At 65.3% G+C, this 17,373-nt stretch carries 19 protein-coding genes; 18 read left to right on the plus strand and 1 reads right to left on the minus strand.

What is annotated here, in order from left to right:
• The first annotated feature begins 245 nt into the window (after window positions 1-245).
• From DOM56_RS17805 to sppA, 3 genes are read left to right on the plus strand one after another with little or no spacing between them, the layout of a single operon-like run.
• Window positions 246-1,193, plus strand: a complete 948-nt coding sequence (locus tag DOM56_RS17805) for an RluA family pseudouridine synthase (protein WP_110710359.1) — start codon at window positions 246-248, stop codon at window positions 1,191-1,193.
• A complete protein-coding gene (locus DOM56_RS17810; RefSeq protein ID WP_110710360.1) occupies window positions 1,183-1,875 on the plus strand; it encodes an HAD-IA family hydrolase in 693 nt (230 codons plus the stop codon). Before DOM56_RS17805 ends, DOM56_RS17810 begins: the two co-directional genes overlap by 11 nt.
• Before the next feature lie 60 nt (window positions 1,876-1,935).
• Complete coding sequence (sppA, locus tag DOM56_RS17815) at window positions 1,936-3,000, plus strand: signal peptide peptidase SppA (protein ID WP_110710361.1); 1,065 nt, start codon at window positions 1,936-1,938, stop codon at window positions 2,998-3,000.
• On the opposite strand, the gene DOM56_RS17820 is transcribed toward sppA, so the two are convergent.
• Window positions 2,988-3,578, minus strand: coding sequence for a Maf family protein (locus DOM56_RS17820; RefSeq protein ID WP_110710362.1), 591 nt, complete (start codon window positions 3,576-3,578; stop codon window positions 2,988-2,990). The genes sppA and DOM56_RS17820 overlap by 13 nt on opposite strands.
• 144 nt (window positions 3,579-3,722) lie before the next feature.
• Between DOM56_RS17820 and DOM56_RS17825 the strand changes: the two genes are divergently transcribed.
• The 15 genes from DOM56_RS17825 (at window position 3,723) to DOM56_RS17895 (ending at window position 17,354) form a co-directional block, all read left to right on the plus strand.
• A complete protein-coding gene (locus DOM56_RS17825) occupies window positions 3,723-4,250 on the plus strand; it encodes a YceD family protein (RefSeq protein ID WP_110710363.1) in 528 nt (175 codons plus the stop codon).
• Between the two features lie 30 nt (window positions 4,251-4,280).
• Window positions 4,281-4,451, plus strand: coding sequence for a 50S ribosomal protein L32 (gene rpmF, locus DOM56_RS17830; protein ID WP_087719813.1), 171 nt, complete (start codon window positions 4,281-4,283; stop codon window positions 4,449-4,451).
• Window positions 4,452-4,480: 29 nt separating this feature from the next.
• Complete coding sequence (plsX, locus tag DOM56_RS17835; protein ID WP_110710364.1) at window positions 4,481-5,599, plus strand: phosphate acyltransferase PlsX; 1,119 nt, start codon at window positions 4,481-4,483, stop codon at window positions 5,597-5,599.
• Window positions 5,600-5,604: 5 nt separating this feature from the next.
• Window positions 5,605-6,567 (plus strand): ACP S-malonyltransferase, encoded by a 963-nt coding sequence (gene fabD / locus DOM56_RS17840; protein WP_110600110.1) that lies wholly within the window; start codon window positions 5,605-5,607, stop codon window positions 6,565-6,567.
• An 11-nt stretch (window positions 6,568-6,578) separates the two neighbouring features.
• Entirely contained in the window at window positions 6,579-7,319 is a 741-nt protein-coding gene (gene fabG, locus DOM56_RS17845) for a 3-oxoacyl-ACP reductase FabG (RefSeq protein WP_110600480.1), read from the plus strand.
• Between the two features lie 96 nt (window positions 7,320-7,415).
• Window positions 7,416-7,649, plus strand: coding sequence for an acyl carrier protein (gene acpP / locus DOM56_RS17850; RefSeq protein WP_110600108.1), 234 nt, complete (start codon window positions 7,416-7,418; stop codon window positions 7,647-7,649).
• A gap of 337 nt (window positions 7,650-7,986) precedes the next feature.
• Window positions 7,987-9,225 carry a beta-ketoacyl-ACP synthase II gene (fabF, locus tag DOM56_RS17855; protein ID WP_110710365.1) on the plus strand — a complete coding sequence of 413 codons (1,239 nt, stop codon included), beginning with the start codon at window positions 7,987-7,989 and terminating at the stop codon, window positions 9,223-9,225.
• 3 nt (window positions 9,226-9,228) lie between these two features.
• Window positions 9,229-10,035, plus strand: coding sequence for an aminodeoxychorismate lyase (gene pabC / locus DOM56_RS17860; protein ID WP_110710366.1), 807 nt, complete (start codon window positions 9,229-9,231; stop codon window positions 10,033-10,035).
• Window positions 10,036-10,084: 49 nt separating this feature from the next.
• Window positions 10,085-11,095, plus strand: a complete 1,011-nt coding sequence (gene mltG, locus DOM56_RS17865) for an endolytic transglycosylase MltG (protein WP_110710367.1) — start codon at window positions 10,085-10,087, stop codon at window positions 11,093-11,095.
• A 34-nt stretch (window positions 11,096-11,129) separates the two neighbouring features.
• Complete coding sequence (gene tmk, locus DOM56_RS17870; protein WP_110710368.1) at window positions 11,130-11,786, plus strand: dTMP kinase; 657 nt, start codon at window positions 11,130-11,132, stop codon at window positions 11,784-11,786.
• On the plus strand, window positions 11,777-12,760 hold the full coding sequence (locus DOM56_RS17875; protein WP_110710369.1) for a DNA polymerase III subunit delta': 984 nt from the start codon (window positions 11,777-11,779) through the stop codon (window positions 12,758-12,760). Before tmk ends, DOM56_RS17875 begins: the two co-directional genes overlap by 10 nt.
• A 74-nt stretch (window positions 12,761-12,834) precedes the next feature.
• Window positions 12,835-13,641, plus strand: coding sequence for a TatD family hydrolase (locus DOM56_RS17880; RefSeq protein WP_110710370.1), 807 nt, complete (start codon window positions 12,835-12,837; stop codon window positions 13,639-13,641).
• A gap of 58 nt (window positions 13,642-13,699) precedes the next feature.
• Window positions 13,700-14,233 carry a DUF1285 domain-containing protein gene (locus tag DOM56_RS17885; RefSeq protein WP_110710371.1) on the plus strand — a complete coding sequence of 178 codons (534 nt, stop codon included), beginning with the start codon at window positions 13,700-13,702 and terminating at the stop codon, window positions 14,231-14,233.
• On the plus strand, window positions 14,230-16,494 hold the full coding sequence (locus DOM56_RS17890) for an ATP-dependent helicase (protein WP_232822355.1): 2,265 nt from the start codon (window positions 14,230-14,232) through the stop codon (window positions 16,492-16,494). Before DOM56_RS17885 ends, DOM56_RS17890 begins: the two co-directional genes overlap by 4 nt.
• A gap of 44 nt (window positions 16,495-16,538) precedes the next feature.
• On the plus strand, window positions 16,539-17,354 hold the full coding sequence (locus DOM56_RS17895; RefSeq protein WP_110710372.1) for a sulfurtransferase: 816 nt from the start codon (window positions 16,539-16,541) through the stop codon (window positions 17,352-17,354).
• Window positions 17,355-17,373: the final 19 nt, after the last annotated feature.

A 17,373-nucleotide genomic window follows, 5' to 3' on the forward strand; every position in this document is an offset into this window, starting at 1 on the left:
TGATCACTCCAGCAGCCGTGAGCGGTTGGCTTCGTTAACTCTCTGGAGGATCGAGACATTTTTTCACTTCGGTCAGCTATGCAGTTGCTGACGCCTGAATGGGTGATAAACCCACCGAGTGAGTTCGCAATATAACAGTAATGCCGAGGTAGCGGCAATTGAGCTCGCGCTACCGGCTGCGTGCGTTAGAATGGCGGCCGGCGGCGCGCTGGTGTCGCCGCGCAGCGCCGTCGAGGGAGTCGAGCATGGCCGAAGGCCAGGAAGTGCAGTTTATCGAGGTCAGCGAGTCCCAGCAGGGACAGCGGATCGACAATTTCTTGCGGACGCGCCTGAAGGGCGCGCCGAAGTCGTTGATCTACCGCATCGTTCGCAAGGGCGAGGTGCGTGTCAACAAGAAGCGTATCAAGGCGGATTACCGCGTTCAGACCGGCGACGTGGTTCGCGTGCCGCCGCTGAGGCTGGCGCCGGAGAGTGCGGTGAAGGAGGCCAGCGAGGGCCTGCGTAACCTGCTGGCCGGTAGCGTCGTCATCGAAGGCCCGGACTGGCTGGTCATCAACAAGCCGTCGGGGCTGGCCGTGCACGGCGGCAGTGGCGTCAAGATCGGCTTGATCGAGGCGCTGCGCCAGGTGCGCGAGGACCTGGATTTCCTCGAGCTCGTTCACCGTCTCGATCGCGACACTTCGGGTTGCCTGCTGCTGGCCAAGAATCGGGAATCGTTGCTGTCGCTCAATACTGCGCTGCGCGAGCGCCGGATGGAGAAGGGTTACCTGGCGCTGGTGCAGGGGCGCTGGCCGGCGCGGCGCGACTACGTCAGCGCCCGGCTGGAGCGTTACGACGCCGGCAACGGCGAGCGTCGGGTGCGGGTGGACGACAATGGCAAGGTGTCGCGAACCCGCTTCGCGGTGCGTGAAACCTTCCCCAAGGTGACGTTGATCGAAGCGGAGCCGGTGACTGGGCGCACCCATCAGATCCGTGTCCATGCCGCGCATGCCGGATACGCGCTGCTGGGGGACGACAAGTACGGTAGCGCCGAGGGTGCGCGCCTCGCGCGATCCCTGCGCCTGGATCGCCTGTTCCTGCACGCCTTGACCCTGACCTTCCCCGATCCCAAGACCGGACGGCCGGTGCAGGCGAGAGCCCCGCTGGAACCGGGTTTGGAGAAGGTGCTGGAGCGTGCCCGTCATGGTGGTTGAGGCGCTCGCCGGCGAGCGCGTGTCGCGGCGTTGTCGCTACTCGCTGGTGATCTTCGACTGGGACGGCACGCTGATGGATTCGGCGGCGCGTATCGTGGCTTGCATGCAGGCCGCCGCGCGCGAGTTGCAGTGGCCGGTGCCGAGCGATGCCGATGTGCGCAATATCATCGGGCTGGGCTTGCCGGAAGCCGTCGCCATGCTTTTTCCGGGGGTGACGGCCCTCGACCAGGATCGGTTGCGGGAAGCCTACGGCCATCAGTTCCGGGTCGCCGACCGGATACCGACCCCGTTCTTCCCCGGCGTAGTGGAAGGCATCGGCTGCCTGCGCCGCGATGCCCGGTGTCGGCTGGCGGTCGCGACCGGCAAGAGTCGGCGCGGGCTGGATCGTGTCTTCGGTCACGAAGCCTGCGGCGACTGGTTCGCGGCGAGTCGTACCGCCGATCTCACTCGTTCGAAACCGCACCCTCAGATGCTCGAGGAGCTGCTGGCCGAGTGCGATGTACCCATCGCCGAGGCCGTCATGATCGGCGACACCGAATATGACCTGGAGATGGCCAGGGCCATCGGCATGGATCGCATCGCGGTGACCTACGGCGTGCACGAACGCCAGCGTCTGCAGCGCAGCGATCCCAGATTCGTCGCCGATGACTTTCCGTCGGTCATCGAGTGGTTGCTGGTCTGACGTCGTCGTCTGCCGACCTTTTAGATGCTCTGGGCGCGGAAATTCAGCAAGGAGACGAAGATGAGCGACGATCGACGGGATGACTGGACACAAGGGCCGGAGTTGAGCCGCTCGGAGGCCGAGCGGCGCAAGGCGGCGGGCGCGCCTCGCGATGGCGAACCGGCCAACGCCGATACGGTGCGGCTGGCCGAAGTGCAGATGATGGATCGGTGGGTCGGCGGCGTGCTCGCCGAGCAGCGGCGGTCGCGGCGCTGGAAGATCTTCTTTCGGCTGCTGTTCGCGCTGATCCTGATCGCGGGCCTGTGCCTGAGTGCCTATGCCATGTTCCTGGCCCAAGGCGACGGCGGGTCCTCCAGTCGCCGGCATCTTGGCGTCGTCGAGGTCAGCGGACCCATCGACGCCAATGGCCAGGCCAACGCCGAGCGCATCATCAAGGGGCTGCAGCGGGCATGGCGGGATCCCAATGCCGATGCCGTGGTGCTGCATGTCAACAGTCCCGGCGGGAGCCCGGTCCAGTCGCAGCGCGTCTATGACGAAATTCGCTATCTCCAGGCCCAGGGCGGCAAGCCGATTCTGGCCGTCATCGAGGACATTGGTGCCAGTGGCGCCTACTACATGGCCTCGGCGGCGGATCGTATCTACGCCTCGCCGGCAAGCCTGGTCGGCTCTATCGGCGTCATCAGCGCGGGGTTCGGCCTCGAGCGCGCGATCGACAAGATCGGTGTCGAACGTCGTGTCTTCACGGCAGGAGAGAACAAGGCCTTCATGGATCCGTTCTCGCAGATATCACCGGGGCAGCGCGAGTTCTGGCAGTCGGTGCTGGATACCACGCACCGGCAGTTCATCGAGGCCGTCAAGGCCGGGCGTGGTGACCGCCTGAGCGACGATCCGGAGCTGTTTTCCGGCTTGGTCTGGACCGGCGAGCAGGCCAAGTCGCTGGGGCTGGTCGATGAGATCGCCAACCTCGAACAACTGTCGCGGGCGCGTCTTGGGGAGGTGAGTCTCGAGGATTACACCCCATCCCTCGATCCTTGGTCGCTGGTCTCCAACAAGCTCACCAGCGCGGCGGCCCACTGGCTGGGTCTGGACAGCGCCGCATCGCCAGTGCGCTATCAGCTACCCTGACCGAGTGGGTTGACGCCAGCCTCTCTCAGCAGTTCGCACAGCCTGATGAGGGGGAGCCCGATCAAGGTATTGGGATCGTTACCTTCGAAGCGTTCGAATAGCGCGATGCCAAGCCCCTCCATCCGGAAGCTCCCCGAGCTGTCGTAGGGTTGGTCGCGGGAGACATAGTCCTCTATCTCCTCGTCACTCAGCGCTCGGAACCAGACGTGGTAGGTGTCGTGAACGACTCGGTGGCGCCCGCTGCGGGTGTCGATCAGGGCAAGGCCGGTCATGAAGCTGACCTTGTGCCCCGAGAAGCGGCGGAGATTGGCGCAGGCCGTGTCGAAATCGCCGGGCTTCCCCAGTATGTCTCCGTCGAACAGTGCCAATTGGTCGGAGCCGATGATCAAGTGGCCGGGGTAGTCGACGGAAACCGCCTGGGCCTTGGAGAGCGCCAGTCGATGGGCCAGGCTCTCGGCGTCTTCCCCTGGTCGCCGGGTTTCATCGATGTCGGGTGAGGACCAGACGTAAGGGAGTCCCAGCCGGTCCAGCAGTTGACGGCGATAACGGGAGCTGGAGGCGAGTACCAGGCGAGACATCGGGCTGCTCCTTGATAATCGGGTAGGCGGCATCGCGGTAGCGGCAGGGTCGTTGGCCCGTGCGGGGATGCCTTGTCGGGCAACAGGATAGCGCGTTCCGACTGCTTTGACAGGGCCCCGGCAAATCCCTATTATATCGCGCCTATGTTGACCAGACGACTTCCCCCGACCGTCGAGCCCTATCGGGCAGCGGCTAACCAAGAAACGATCGAGGGGCTTGTCGACCTCGAGAAACTGGCACGCCTCAAGATCGAGATCGGGCCGCAGCAGGGTGATGCCGTCGTCAAGCTGCAATTCGACATCGATACGCAGCGTCGCCATCTGATCGATGGGGAGCTGGAAGCGGATCTCATGATTCCGTGCCGGCGTTGCCTGCAGCCCATGGCGGTATCGGTCGCCAGTCACTTCAAGTTGGCTGTCGTCAGCGATGATGCGCTGGCGGCGACGGTGCCCAGCGACTATGAACCGGTGCTGGTCGACAATGAACAGCTGGACCTGCTGGAGGCGATCGAGGACGAGCTGATCCTCAGTCTGCCCCAGGTGGTCTATCACGACGAGGCAGAGTGTGCCGTCTCCCGTGAGCAATTGAGCAGCGGTGAGGCCTCGGTAGAAGAGGCCGCCCGCCCTGACAACCCCTTCGACGTGTTGAAGTCGTTGAAGGGAAAACTCTGAACCCGAAGACATTGACGTTGGAGTCATATCATGGCCGTTCAACAAAACCGTAAGACCCGTTCCAAGCGCGGCATGCGTCGCGCACACGATGCACTGACCTCCCCGGCCCTGTCCCAGGATCAGGAAACCGGTACCACGCATCGCCGTCACCACGTGGCCCCCGATGGCTACTATCGTGGTCGCAAGGTCGTCGACGTTTAAACAGACGTCGGGCGTTTGGTAGAAGAGCAGTGCGCATCGCCATCGATGCCATGGGCGGGGACTTCGGTCCCCGCGCGACTATTGGTGGCCTGCTGCTGGCGTTGAAACGCCATCCGGAACTCGAGCCCGCCGTATTCGGTCCGAAGGTCGAGCTTCGTGCGCTGGTGGCGGAGTTGGCCGGCGACGCGATAGAGGCACCGCAGGCCGAGCGCCTGGAGCTGGTGGATGCGCCGCGAGTCGTGCTCCAGTCCACTCCGCCGATGGAGGCTCTTGAGGATCCGTCTTCGACCAGCATGTTCGGTATGCTGGCGGCGGTGCGGGACGGCGAGGCCGATGCCGGCATCACTTGTGGCAATACGGGCGCGCTGGTGGCGTTGGCGCGGCGGGAGTTGGGAAGCGTTCCCGGTATCTCGCGGCCGGCAATCAGTACCGCGGTCCCGACCCGCAAGGGAGGGCGGTGTTATCTGCTCGATCTGGGGGCCAGCGTCGATGTACATGCCCGACATCTCGTTGACTTCGCCCACATGGGAGCCTTGATGGCGCGGGTCGTCGATGGCGTGGCGCTACCCAGGGTGGCGTTGTTGAATGTCGGTATCGAGGCGAGCAAGGGCGTGGCCCGCGTGCGCGAGGCCGATGCGCTCCTGAAGGCCCGCGGCGGCAGCGACTTCGACTACGTCGGGTATATCGAGGGCGATGCGATCTTTTCCGGTTCGGTCGACGTCGTGGTCTGCGATGGTTTCGTGGGCAACGCCGTGCTCAAGGCGAGCGAGGGCGTGGCCCAGATGCTGCTGAAGCGGCTACAGGAAACCTTCGAATCCCACTGGTCGACACGCTTGGTGACCCTGCTGGCGCGACCCGCGCTGATGCGGTTCAAGGCGCAGTTGGACCCGGTGCGGCACAACGGTGCCAGTCTGCTCGGGCTCAACCGTATCGTGGTGAAGAGTCATGGCAATGCCAGTGCCCAGGCCTTCGCCTTCGCCATCGACCGGGCTGTACGTGAAGTCGAGGTCGGATTGCCGGACCATCTTCGCGCGGCATGGTCTCACGACTCGGCGACGCCTGTTATCTCGTCGATCGTCACCGACGATCGAGAGGATAGCGGGTCTTGCGACACGACGAGATCCGACGGTCCACCATTTCAAGGGTGAGCGCGATGACGCAATCACTGGCTTTGGTCTTTCCCGGGCAGGGCTCGCAGCAGGTCGGCATGCTGCGTGAACTGGCCGAACGTTACAGCGTAGTTCGCACGACATTCGACGAGGCATCGGAAGCGCTTGGCTACGATCTCTGGCATGTCGTCCAGGAAGGTCCCGAAGAGAAACTCAACGCGACGGCTTGTACCCAGCCCGCGCTGCTGGCGTCGAGCGTGGCGATCTGGCGTGTGTGGCAGGAGCTGGAGGGGCCGAGACCCTGCATGATGGCCGGCCACAGCCTGGGCGAGTACAGTGCCATGGTCTGTTCCGGTGCCCTCGGCTTCGCGGAGGGGATCCGGCTGGTGCGCCTGCGTGGCGAGGCGATGCAGCAGGCGGTGCCCGCGGGCGAAGGTGCAATGGCCGCGATTCTGGGGCTGGAGGACGCGGCGGTCGAGACGGCCTGCCGCGAAGCCGCCCAGTCGGAGGTGGTCGCTGCCGTCAACTACAATTCTCCGGGCCAGGTCGTCATTGCGGGCCACCGCGGCGCCGTCGACCGGGCCATCGCGCTGTGTCAGGAAGCCGGGGCAAAGCGCGCGCTGCCGCTGCCCGTGTCGGTGCCCTCCCACTGCGCATTGATGCAGCCCGCCGCCGAGAAGGTCGAGCAGGCGATGGGGGCGATGGAGTTCAAGCTGCCGCGTTATGCTGTCTATCAGAACGTCGATGCTCGGGTGCCCGAGACGACGGAGGCGCTTCGCCATCGGCTGGTCGAACAGCTCTATCGTCCGGTGCGCTGGACAGCGTGCGTGAACGCCATGTTCGACGATGGTGCTGCCGTGTTCATCGAGTGTGGCCCGGGCAAGGTCTTGACTGGCTTGAGCAAGCGTATCCAGCGACAGGCCAAGGGGCTGGCGGTCAATGATCCCGACACGCTGACGGCTGCGCTCGAGCTGGCGCGTGAAACGCTGGACGTACAAGAGCCTTAAGGATGAATGACATGACCGAACGTAGAGTTGCGCTGGTCACCGGCGCGAGTCGTGGGATTGGGCGCGCCGTCGCGCATGAGCTGGGTCGGCAGGGGCGCATCGTGATTGCCACCGCCACCAGCGAAGCCGGCGCCACCAGGATCGACGACGATCTCAAGGCTCAGGGCATCGAAGGCCTGGGGCTGGCGCTGGACGTCACCGACCAGGCCAGTGTCGATGCGCTTTTCAAGCGCATCACCGAGACCTTCGAGGCGCCGACCATCCTGGTCAACAACGCCGGTATCACGCGTGACAATCTGTTGATGCGAATGAAGGAGGACGAGTGGGATGCGGTCCTCGATACCAATCTCAAGTCGGTCTATCGTGTCTCCAAGGCCAGTCTCCGGGGGATGACGCGGGCGCGCTTCGGTCGCATCATCAACGTCAGTTCCGTCGTGGCGATGATGGGCAACCTGGGGCAGGCCAACTATGCTGCGGCCAAGGCCGGCATGGAAGGCTTTACCCGGGCATTGGCGAGAGAGGTTGCCTCGCGTGCGATTACGGTCAACGCCGTGGCGCCGGGTTTCATCAACACTGACATGACCCAATCTTTGCCGGAAGCTCAGCGGGATGCGCTTCTGGGGCAGATTCCGCTGGCCCGTCTGGGGCAGCCGGAGGAAATCGCCGCCGCTATCGGGTTTCTCGCAAGCGATGCAGCCGGTTATATTACCGGCGAAACGCTGCAGGTTAATGGCGGCATGAACATGCGGTAATCCTCCCGCGACGCGGGTTGCGTCGTCTGGGGGCGGTCTATAAACTACCCGCAGCTTTTTAGCTGGCGGATTCGTACCACTAGGAGTAACGACATAATGAGCACCATCGAAGAGCGCGTGAAGAAGGTTGTTGCCGAACGCCTGAACGTCAAGGAAGAGGATATCCAGAACACCTCATCCTTCACCGAAGACCTCGGCGCGGATTCGCTGGATACCGTCGAACTGGTGATGGCGCTCGAAGAGGAATTCGACACCGAAATTCCCGACGAAGAAGCTGAAAAGATCACGACCGTTCAGGAAGCGATCGACTACATCGTCGCTCATCAGTAAGCCCGGTATTCTCCGTTGATACGGAGAATGCCACCGGGCAGGACGTGCCGATGTTCAGAAAGCCGCTCTCCACGAGAGCGGCTTTCTGCGTTTTGAAAGCCTTTTCTCGAGAGGGCGGGACAAGCGCTTGCGCCACGGCGCCCGGGCACGGCGAGCGAGGTGGCGTGGACATGGAGGCGACTGGTGGGGCAAAGTCACCGTTCGCAACGCCCATCTCCAGGGTTGTTCAGGTATAATTCGCGCCAGTCGGGCCCAGGCGAAGTCCTCGGTCTCGTGAGGCGATGATGGCTTCACGGATCGTGCCTTCAGGGCCATCAGGAAGTTCGGAGGAGATTCGATGCCGCGCAGAAGAGTGGTGGTGACCGGGATGGGGCTGGTAACGCCAGTCGGTAACACGGTCGAGGAGAGCTGGAAGAGCCTCCTGTCAGGGAAGAGTGGCATCGCGCCGATCGAGCATTTCGATACGACCGGCTTCAACACCCGGTTCGGTGGTGCGGTCAAGGACTTCGATATCGGCGAGTATCTCAATCCCAAGGATGCTCGCAAGATGGATCTGTTCATCCAGTATGGGGTTGCGGCGGCGACACAGGCGATGCGCAACTCCGGTATCGAATGCACCGAGGAAAACGCACACCGTATCGGTGTCGCCATCGGTTCGGGCATCGGCGGCCTGCCCATGATCGAGCGCAACCACGACTCGCTTCACAAGGGTGGACCGCGTCGCATATCGCCGTTCTTCGTTCCGGGGTCGATCATCAACATGATCTCCGGCAGCCTGGCGATCCAGCACGGCTTCAAGGGTCCCAACATCGCGATCACCACTGCCTGCACGACCGGTACGCACAATATCGGCTACAGCGCGCGAACCATCGCGTACGGTGATGCCGACGTGATGTTTTGCGGCGGCGCCGAGATGGCGACCACGCCCCTGGGCCTGGGCGGATTTTCCGCGGCGAGAGCGCTGTCCACCCGCAATGACGACCCACAGGCGGCCAGCCGGCCCTGGGATCGCGACCGCGATGGCTTCGTGCTCTCGGACGGTGCCGGCGTCATGGTGCTGGAGGAGTACGAACACGCCAAGCGCCGGGGGGCTACCATCTATGCGGAACTGACCGGTTTCGGGATGAGCGACGATGCGTTCCACATGACGTCGCCTCCCGAAGATGGCAGCGGTGCGGCGGCCTCGATGGCCAACGCCATCCGGGATGCCGGGATCGACCCCGCCGACATCCATTACATCAACGCTCACGGCACCTCCACATCGGCCGGTGACGTGGCGGAAAGTCGAGCGGTGGAGCGGGTGATGGGCGACGCCGCGCGTCAGGTCGCGGTCAGTTCGACCAAGTCCATGGTGGGCCATCTGCTGGGCGCGGCCGGGGCGGTCGAGGCGATTTTCTGCGTGCTGGCCATTCGCGATCAGGTCGCGCCGCCGACGATCAACCTCGACAATCCCGACGAGGGTTGCACGCTCGATTACGTGCCCAACAACGCTCGGGAAATGCCGATCCGGACGACGCTGTCGAATTCGTTCGGATTCGGTGGCACCAACGGGTCCCTGATCTTCACCCAGGTCTAGCGCATGCGCGATACAGCGCTTCCGATGGACGATCGCGGGCTCGCCTACGGTGACGGCGTGTTCGAGACCATCCTGGTTCGCGATGGTCGCCCGCAGCTCTGGAAGCAGCACATGGCGCGCCTGCAGGCGGGGATCGAGCGGCTGGCGCTTCCCCGGCCGGACCTCGCAGCTTTCGAGGCCCTGCCTGCGCAGTGCGGGCCTGGCCTCAAGGTGCTGAAGCTGATCGTCACCCGGGGCAGCGGTGGACGGGGATATCGTCCGCCGGCGTTGGCCGAGCCGCGGTGGCGGTGGACGGTCTCCGCCTTCCAGCCCATTGCCGAACGCTGGTTCGAAGGCGTGAACGTTCGTTGCTGCGAGCTTCGGCTGGGTCGGCAACCCCGCCTGGCCGGGATCAAGCATCTGGCACGACTCGAGAACGTCCTTGCCCGGCAGGAGTGGCAGGACGACGCCATTGCCGAGGGAGTGCTGCTCGATTCGGAAGAGTGTCTGGTGGAGGCGACGGCGATGAATCTGGTCTGGCGTCGAGAGGGGCGCCTCGAAACACCCTTGCTCGATCGTTGCGGCGTCGACGGGACGCTGCTGAACGCGCTGGAGGCCGTCGTCGACATCGATCGGGTCCGCGTCGGGCTCGACACCTTGCTGGCCGCGGATGCCGCCTGGCTGATCAACAGCGTTCAGGGCGCGTGGCCCATTCGGCGGCTGGATGACAGCACCGGCAACTGTCTCAGGCAGTGGCCGCTCGCGACGAGCGATGCTTTCCGGCAGGCCGCCCATGAACAGTTGGGGTATCCGCTGAACCGCGGCGACTGACCCTTCGTATCATGCCCGGGAGCCGATGCACGGCTCCCGGCGATTAAGGATGGACATGCGTCTCCTCAAAATTCTGATCGGGATACTGCTGCTTGCCACGATCGTGGTCTTCGGCGGATTCCACTATTGGCAAAAACAGCTCGACGGGCCGATAGCGCTCGATGAGCAGACGATCTACGAAGTGCCGCGGGGGGCCGCGTTCACCCGCGTCATCGACGATCTCGAGAAGCGCGGCGTCATCGACGCGGCCTGGCCCTATCGGCTGCTGGCCCGCGTTGCACCCGAGGCGACCCAAGGCCTGCGTGCGGGGGAGTTCGAGCTCGATCCGGGCATGAGTGGCCGTCAACTGATCGCGCACCTTTCCAGCGATCAGGTCGTCACCTATCGGCTTACCATTCCCGAGGGGTGGACATTTCGGCAGATGCGCGCCCAGTTGGACAAGGCCGCCAAGCTCGACCATCGAACGGCGGCGATGAGCGACGAGGAAATCATGGCCGCGCTGGGACACGAGGACACCTTCCCCGAGGGGCAGTTCTTTCCCGATACCTACCGCTATCACAAGGGCGTGACGGACCTCGAGATCCTGCGCCGCGCCTTCGACCGGATGCAGCAGACGCTGGCGAGCGTCTGGGACGAGCGCGACGACGACCTGCCGATCGATACGCCGTATCAGGCGTTGATCCTGGCATCGCTGATCGAGCGGGAGACCGGGGTGCCGGCGGAACGTGGCGAGATCGCGGGCGTCTTCGTCCGTCGCTTGCAGAAAGGCATGCGCCTGCAGACCGACCCGACCGTGATCTACGGCATGGGCGACAGCTATGTCGGCAATATCACTCGGGCCGATCTCCAGCGGCAGACTGCCTACAATACCTATGTCATCGAAGGGCTGCCGCCGACGCCGATCGCGATGCCCGGACTCGGGTCGCTCGAGGCCGCCGTCCATCCCGCCGCAGGCGACACCCTCTATTTCGTGGCCAAGGGGGATGGGTCGCATCAGTTTTCGCGGACGCTGCAGGAGCATAACGCCGCCGTCCGACGCTACATCCTGAATCGCGATTGAGTTCGCGGTCCACTCACCGACGAGACGACACCGCATGAACGCAGGTGATACCGAACAGCGGCGCGGCCGATTCATCACGCTGGAAGGTGGCGAGGGGGTGGGCAAGACGACCAATGTCACCTTCGTCTGCGACTGGCTGGCGGCGAAGGGCATCGAAGTCGTGCGCACCCGTGAGCCCGGCGGCACCCCGGGTGCCGAGGCGATCAGGGAACTCCTGCTGGATCCCACGCGGGAAGAGGCCTGGAGCGACGACGCCGAATTGCTGCTGGTCTTCGCCGCCAGGGCCCAGCACCTCGCCCAGCGTATCCGTCCTGCGTTGGCCCGGGGCGCGTGGGTCGTCTGCGATCGGTTCACCGATGCCACCTTCGCCTATCAGGGCGGGGGGCGCGGGCTGGATCGCCAGCGCATTCGAACCCTGGAAACCCTGGTCCAGGACGGGTTGCAGCCCGATCTCACGCTGCTTCTGGACATGCCTGTTGGTGTCGCGGCGCAGCGGGTCGTCAGCCGCGGCGCCCAGCTCGACCGGTTCGAGCGCGAGCGGGAAGCGTTCTTCGAGTCGGTCAGATCAGCCTATCTCGAACGGGCCCGTGACAACGAGCGGTTCGCCATCATCGATGCGAGTCCCGCGCTGGATGCGGTCCAGAGCGAAATCGAACGCTGCCTCGACCAGCGGGTGTCGGCATGGGTGTAAGCCCGCTGCCGTGGCAGACCGACCGATGGCGGCAACTGGTCGAACTGCAGGATGGCGGTCGCCTGCCTCATGCCTTGCTGCTCTCCGGACCCAGCGGCATCGGCAAGCAGCCGCTGGCCGAGGCGCTGATCGCGCGGACGCTGTGCCGTAACCCCGGCGAGCTGGCCTGTGGCGATTGCCATAGCTGTCGCATGCTGGCGGCCGGTTACCACCCCGACCTGCTGACGGTGATGCCAGCCGAGAAATCCCGCCAGATCCGCGTGGACGCGATCCGCCAGGTCAATGGTTTCGTCGCCCAGACTGCCCAGCAGGGCGGCTACCGGGTCATCCGCATCGAGCCGGGCGAGGCGATGAACGTCGCTGCCTCGAACGCCTTGCTGAAGAGTCTCGAGGAGCCGGGCGATCGGACGCTGTTCATCCTGGTATCCGATACGCCGTCGCGGCTGCTGGCGACCATTCGCTCCCGTTGCCAGCACTGGAGCCTTGCCGTGCCCCCGCTTGAGGTGGCCGAACCCTGGCTGCGCGAACGCCTGGGCAATGGCGACGAGGCGCGTTTCTGGTTGAGCGTGGCCGGCGGGCTGCCGCTGCTGGCCGAGGAGCTGGCCGGCGCGGAGGCGCGACAGTTGCGCCAGGATCTACGCGAACTGTTCGATGCGCTGGTGCGCGGCGGCGAGCCGGTGGGGGAAGCGGCCAGGCTCGATGCGCAGTCGCTCGACCGCATACTATGGTATGGCATCGCCTGGCTGGAGGATCTGATCCGGCTCGGCCTGTCGGGAGACCCCGGCAGGGTGCGCAACGGCGATCTGCTGCCGCTGTATCGCCAGGCGGTCAAGAACGCCCGTGTGCGCGACTGGTTCCGGCTGCTGGATTATGCCCGCGAGCAGCGTCGACTGCTGGCGGCGGGTGGCAACCCGAATCCGCAGCTGGTGCTCGAGGCCTGGCTGGTTCGCTGGTCGGCGCTGCTGCGATCCTGAGCGCGTCGACGTTGCCGATGGTGGCGTCGACGCGGAGTGTTCGTGTCTATCTACTCTCTACCCTGGAAATCTTCATGTTCGTCGACTCTCACTGTCATCTCGATCGCCTCGATCTGACGCCCTACGGCGGCGATCTCGACGCGGCCCTGGAAGCCGCCAGGGACCGGGGTGTCCGGCGTTTCCTGGCGATCTCGACGTCGCTGGAAGGGGCGCCCAACCTGGCCGGGATTGCGCGGCGCCATGACGATGTCGACATCAGCGTCGGCCTGCATCCGCTCCACGAGGTGGCCCAAGAGCCCGACAGCGAGGCGATCCAGGCCTGTGCCGACCGCTACGGGGCGGTGGCCATCGGCGAAACGGGCCTCGATTTTCACTACGACAGCGTACCGCGAGAGACCCAGCGCCAGCGCTTCGTCGCCCATCTCCGCGCGTCCCGGGAGCTCGAGCTGCCGGTGGTGATCCATACCCGTGAGGCGCGTGACGAGACGCTGGCCCTGATCCGCGAGCATGTCGATCCGAAGGTGGGCGGGGTGCTTCACTGCTTTACCGAGGACCTGGAGATGGCCCGGGAGGCCTTGAGGCTGGGTTTCTATATTTCACTGTCGGGTATCGTCACGTTCGCCAGCGCCGAGGCGTTGCGCGGCGTGGCTCGACAGGTGCCGCTGGATCGTCTGCTGATCGAGACGGATAGTCCGTTCCTCGCGCCGGTCCCCCATCGCGGCCACCCCAATGAGCCACGGTGGGTGGTCGAGGTTGCCGAGTGCATTGCCCACGAACGAGGTATCACCGTCGATGAGGTAGCGATGCAGACCCGAGCCAACTTCTATCGGCTGTTCCCCGGCTGCGCCCCCGAGGGGAAGGCCGACAACCCGTTCGTGTGAGCGCGTTCACCGGCGACAATGCAGGCAACGGCGCCGGCGCGCCGTCGAGGAGGGCACGATGAAACTCGACACGCTGTTCCAGCAGTTCGATCCGCAGTCGATCCCCCCGTTGGCGCAGTGGGATCCGCCTTTTTGCGGCGACATGGACCTGACCATCTCGGCCAATGGCGATTGGATCCACGAGGGTTCGCCGATACGGCGGCCCGCGCTGGTCGAGCTATTGAGCCGGGTGCTCCGTCGGGAAGCCGATGGCGACTACTATCTGGTCACCCCCGCGGAGAAACTCCGTATCGTCGTCGAGGATCTGCCGCTGCTGATCACCGACGCCGATCGGGTCGATGCCGATTGGATCGCGGTCACCGCCGGTGGCGACCGGGTGCCGCTGGATGCGACCCATCGTCTGACACTGCTCAGCGGCCCGGGGGGCGATCTCCTGCCGGCACTGCCCGTTCGCCACGGTCTGCGGGCGCGGCTGCACCGCAACCTGTTCTACCGCTGGGTCGAACTGGCCGAGCGGCGTGACGACGAGATGGGGTTGTGGAGTGGCGGCGTATGGCATGTGCTGGGCCGGTTCGACGACGGGGCGCCATGAGCGATCGGGATCCCTCGATGCTGTCGGATCAGGCGCCCGCCGATGGGTTGACCGCCGAACAGCGCGCCGTGGTCGGCCATCGTCACGGCCACGCGCGAGTTGCGGCGGTAGCCGGCGCCGGCAAGACCACCACGCTGGTGAAGCGGGTACTGCACCTGCTCGCCAACGGCGAGAATCCGCGGCGCATTCTGGTGCTGATGTTCAATCGCGCGGCGAGGGACGACTTCCGCGCCAAGCTGACCCGGGAGGCGCCGCCGAACGTGGCGCTGCCGGAGGTACGAACCTTCCACTCGATCGGTCATCGCCTGACCCAGAGCCTGACGCGCTGGGGATACCTGCCGCCGCGCCAGTTGCTGCAGGCCGACTGGCAGCGGGAACGGCTGCTGCGGCAGGCGGTGATGCAGAGCCTGGCATCGGCCGATGGCGAGACTCGCGAGGCGGCCCTGGACGCGGATCGGCTGGAGGCGTTCGGCCAGTTCTGCGATCTGGTCAAGGCGGAGGTCGTCACGCCGGCCGAACTGTTCGAGAAGCTCGACTATGCCGCCGGCGAGCGGCACTTCATCGATGCCTTCGAGGTGGTGGAGTCGCTGCTCGAAGCCGCCGGGCAGATGACCTACGCGGACCTCCTCCATCGTCCGTTGCGGTGTCTCGAAGAGCACACGGACGCGCGCCGACGGGTCGAAGGTTTTCTGGGGCATGTGATCGTCGACGAGTATCAGGACATCAATGAGGCCCAGCTACGGCTGCTCAAGATCCTCGCCGGCCAACAGGCCCAGGTCATGGCGGTGGGCGATGCCAATCAGTGCATCTACGAGTGGCGCGGTGCGCGGCCCGACGCGATGCTGTCACGCTTCGACGGGTTGTTCGGCCATGCCAGCGAGTACCCGCTCTCCTACACCTTCCGGCACGGCCATGCTCTGGCCCTGGCCGCCAATCACGCGATCCGACACAACCGTCAGCGCTGGGACCAGCTCTGTCTGGCGGCCCCCGGCAACCCCCTGACCGAGGTCCAGACCGGCGTCGGTGCCAGCGCGCTGCTGGAGACGCTGCAGCGCTGGCACGCGGCGGGTCGACACAGCGACGAAGCCTGCGTGCTGGTGCGCAGTTGGTCGTTGTCGGTCTCGGTACAATTGCAGCTGCTGCGGGCCGGCGTGTCGTTTCGGCTGGCGCAGGAAGAGCGCTTCGTGTTCCGGTTGCCGCTGGTTCAGGCCTTGGCGGGCTATCTTCAGCTGGCCCGCCAGCCGCAGCGGCTGCAGGATCCCGCCCATCTGGCGCTGCTGTTCTCGCAGCCGACGACCTTCGTGGCCCAGGAGCGCGTACGCCGGCTGGTCGACGAACTCGTCCGCACCCAGCAGTGGCCGGCTCGCGAATCTTCGGTTCTGGCGGGCCTCAAACCCGGTCAGCGCCGGCACCTCAAGAAGCGGTGGCAACTGCTGTGCGAGCTTCCCAAGCTGGCATCGTGGCCGCCGGCCAAGCTGCTCGAGCACGTGGTCGACGCCATCGATGCCGAAAAAATTCTGCGTCGTTCAGCGGCGCGTCGCGAGAAGGGCGATGACGACGTGCGCCTGCTCGACGTACTGATCGAGCAGGCGGGGGAGCTGGCCAGCGATCCCGCGGCGTTCATCGAACTGCTGCGCAATCCGGTCGAGAATCGCCCGGACGGCGTGTTGATCAGCACGGTGCACGGCGCCAAAGGACTGGAGTGGCCGTTGGTTGCGGTGTGGGGGCTCAACGAGGAGGATTTCCCCCATTTCAGCCGCGACAACCCACTCTCGCCGGAGCGGCTGGAGGAGGAGCGACGGCTCTACTACGTGGCCATCACCCGAGCCAGGGAGCGTCTGCTGCTGGTTCAGGACGGCGGTGATCACCGGCCGAGCCGGTTCCTCGAGGAGACCGCGGTGGAGGACTGCGGTCGAATCGACCGGGCGATCCGCAGCGGCAGCGAGACCGGCGTCGCGGTTCGCGAGCCGGAAATGATCGGCACCTATCTGGCGCGCATTGGCCAGGCGAGCGCGGATCTGGAACACCTGGGACGGTCGCTCACGCTGCACGCCCGCCAGCCGGTGCCATCAGCGCCGGCTGCCGAGGTCAGCGTGGCGCCGTGGCAGGTCGGAGATCGGGTGCGACATGCCAGCTTCGGTGATGGCGAGGTGCTGGTGGTCGAGGGCAATGCCGCCAACCCGGTGATCGACGTGCGCTTCGCCTCGGCCGGTCGCCGCCGCCTGATCGCCGCACGCGCGCCGCTGACGAAACGCTCGTGATGGGCCAGACTGTCTTTCGATCGACGACGCTTGGGGAGGAAGTGATGAACGCATCCGTGCTGGTGACGGTGGAAGAGTTGCAGCGCACTCTTGGCGGCGATCAACCGCCGCTGATATTCGATTGTCGCGCGTCCCGGGGCGACGAATCGCTGCCTGCCCGTCGCTATCTTCCCGACAGCCTCGTACTGGATCTCGAACGAGATCTTTCGGCACCGCCGGGCGAGGGTGGCCGCCATCCGCTGCCCTCACACGACGCGTTCACCACCACCCTTCAAGCCATGGGCGTCACTCCCGAACGATCCATCGTGGTTTACGACGACAACGGGGGGCAACTGGCGGCAGCACGGGCGTGGTGGATGATCGCTCGCTGGGCGGGCCATCCCGCCGTTCGTGTCCTTGACGGGGGCATGACCGCATGGACGCTGGCAGCGGGCGAACTCGTGGAGACCGCCGCCGAACCGGGCGGGCGGAGCCAGTGGTGCCCAGCGTTCGATGACCAGGCGCTGATCCCGGTGGGCGCGCTTTTGGAACGAGGCGGGCAACTGGTGGATGCCAGAGCCTTGTCCCGCTTTCGTGGGGTCGAAGAACCGCTCGATCCCGTCGCGGGCCATATTCCGGGGGCGACATGTCGGCCCTGCAGCGACAACCTCGATGGAAACGGTCACTTCAAATCGCCACAGCGGTTGGCGGAGGAGCTGCCCCGGGCCGAAGCGCTGACGGCCTACTGCGGCTCCGGTGTGACCGCCTGCCACAACATCCTGGCCTACGCCGTTGCGGGATTGCCGCTGCCGCGGCTCTACGTGGGTTCCTGGAGCGAGTGGATTCGCGACCCTGCCAGGCCGGTCGCGACCGGCGACTAGGTCCGGCTTCGCCCAGCGC

The organism is Salinicola sp. CR57 (genome assembly GCF_003206585.1).
GTDB classification, from domain to species: Bacteria; Pseudomonadota; Gammaproteobacteria; order Pseudomonadales; family Halomonadaceae; genus Salinicola; species Salinicola lusitanus.

Coding starts and splice junctions, on each gene's coding strand:
- DOM56_RS17875 (WP_110710369.1), top strand. CDS start 11,777: ATGGGTGTAAGCCCGCTGCCGTGGCAGACCGACCGATGGCGGCAACTG.
- DOM56_RS17805 (WP_110710359.1), top strand. CDS start 246: ATGGCCGAAGGCCAGGAAGTGCAGTTTATCGAGGTCAGCGAGTCCCAG.
- rpmF (WP_087719813.1), top strand. CDS start 4,281: ATGGCCGTTCAACAAAACCGTAAGACCCGTTCCAAGCGCGGCATGCGT.
- mltG (WP_110710367.1), top strand. CDS start 10,085: ATGGACATGCGTCTCCTCAAAATTCTGATCGGGATACTGCTGCTTGCC.
- fabG (WP_110600480.1), top strand. CDS start 6,579: ATGACCGAACGTAGAGTTGCGCTGGTCACCGGCGCGAGTCGTGGGATT.
- acpP (WP_110600108.1), top strand. CDS start 7,416: ATGAGCACCATCGAAGAGCGCGTGAAGAAGGTTGTTGCCGAACGCCTG.
- fabF (WP_110710365.1), top strand. CDS start 7,987: ATGCCGCGCAGAAGAGTGGTGGTGACCGGGATGGGGCTGGTAACGCCA.
- sppA (WP_110710361.1), top strand. CDS start 1,936: ATGAGCGACGATCGACGGGATGACTGGACACAAGGGCCGGAGTTGAGC.
- fabD (WP_110600110.1), top strand. CDS start 5,605: ATGACGCAATCACTGGCTTTGGTCTTTCCCGGGCAGGGCTCGCAGCAG.
- DOM56_RS17885 (WP_110710371.1), top strand. CDS start 13,700: ATGAAACTCGACACGCTGTTCCAGCAGTTCGATCCGCAGTCGATCCCC.
- tmk (WP_110710368.1), top strand. CDS start 11,130: ATGAACGCAGGTGATACCGAACAGCGGCGCGGCCGATTCATCACGCTG.
- DOM56_RS17810 (WP_110710360.1), top strand. CDS start 1,183: ATGGTGGTTGAGGCGCTCGCCGGCGAGCGCGTGTCGCGGCGTTGTCGC.
- pabC (WP_110710366.1), top strand. CDS start 9,229: ATGCGCGATACAGCGCTTCCGATGGACGATCGCGGGCTCGCCTACGGT.
- DOM56_RS17895 (WP_110710372.1), top strand. CDS start 16,539: ATGAACGCATCCGTGCTGGTGACGGTGGAAGAGTTGCAGCGCACTCTT.
- DOM56_RS17820 (WP_110710362.1), bottom strand. CDS start 3,578: ATGTCTCGCCTGGTACTCGCCTCCAGCTCCCGTTATCGCCGTCAACTG.
- DOM56_RS17825 (WP_110710363.1), top strand. CDS start 3,723: ATGTTGACCAGACGACTTCCCCCGACCGTCGAGCCCTATCGGGCAGCG.
- DOM56_RS17890 (WP_232822355.1), top strand. CDS start 14,230: ATGAGCGATCGGGATCCCTCGATGCTGTCGGATCAGGCGCCCGCCGAT.
- DOM56_RS17880 (WP_110710370.1), top strand. CDS start 12,835: ATGTTCGTCGACTCTCACTGTCATCTCGATCGCCTCGATCTGACGCCC.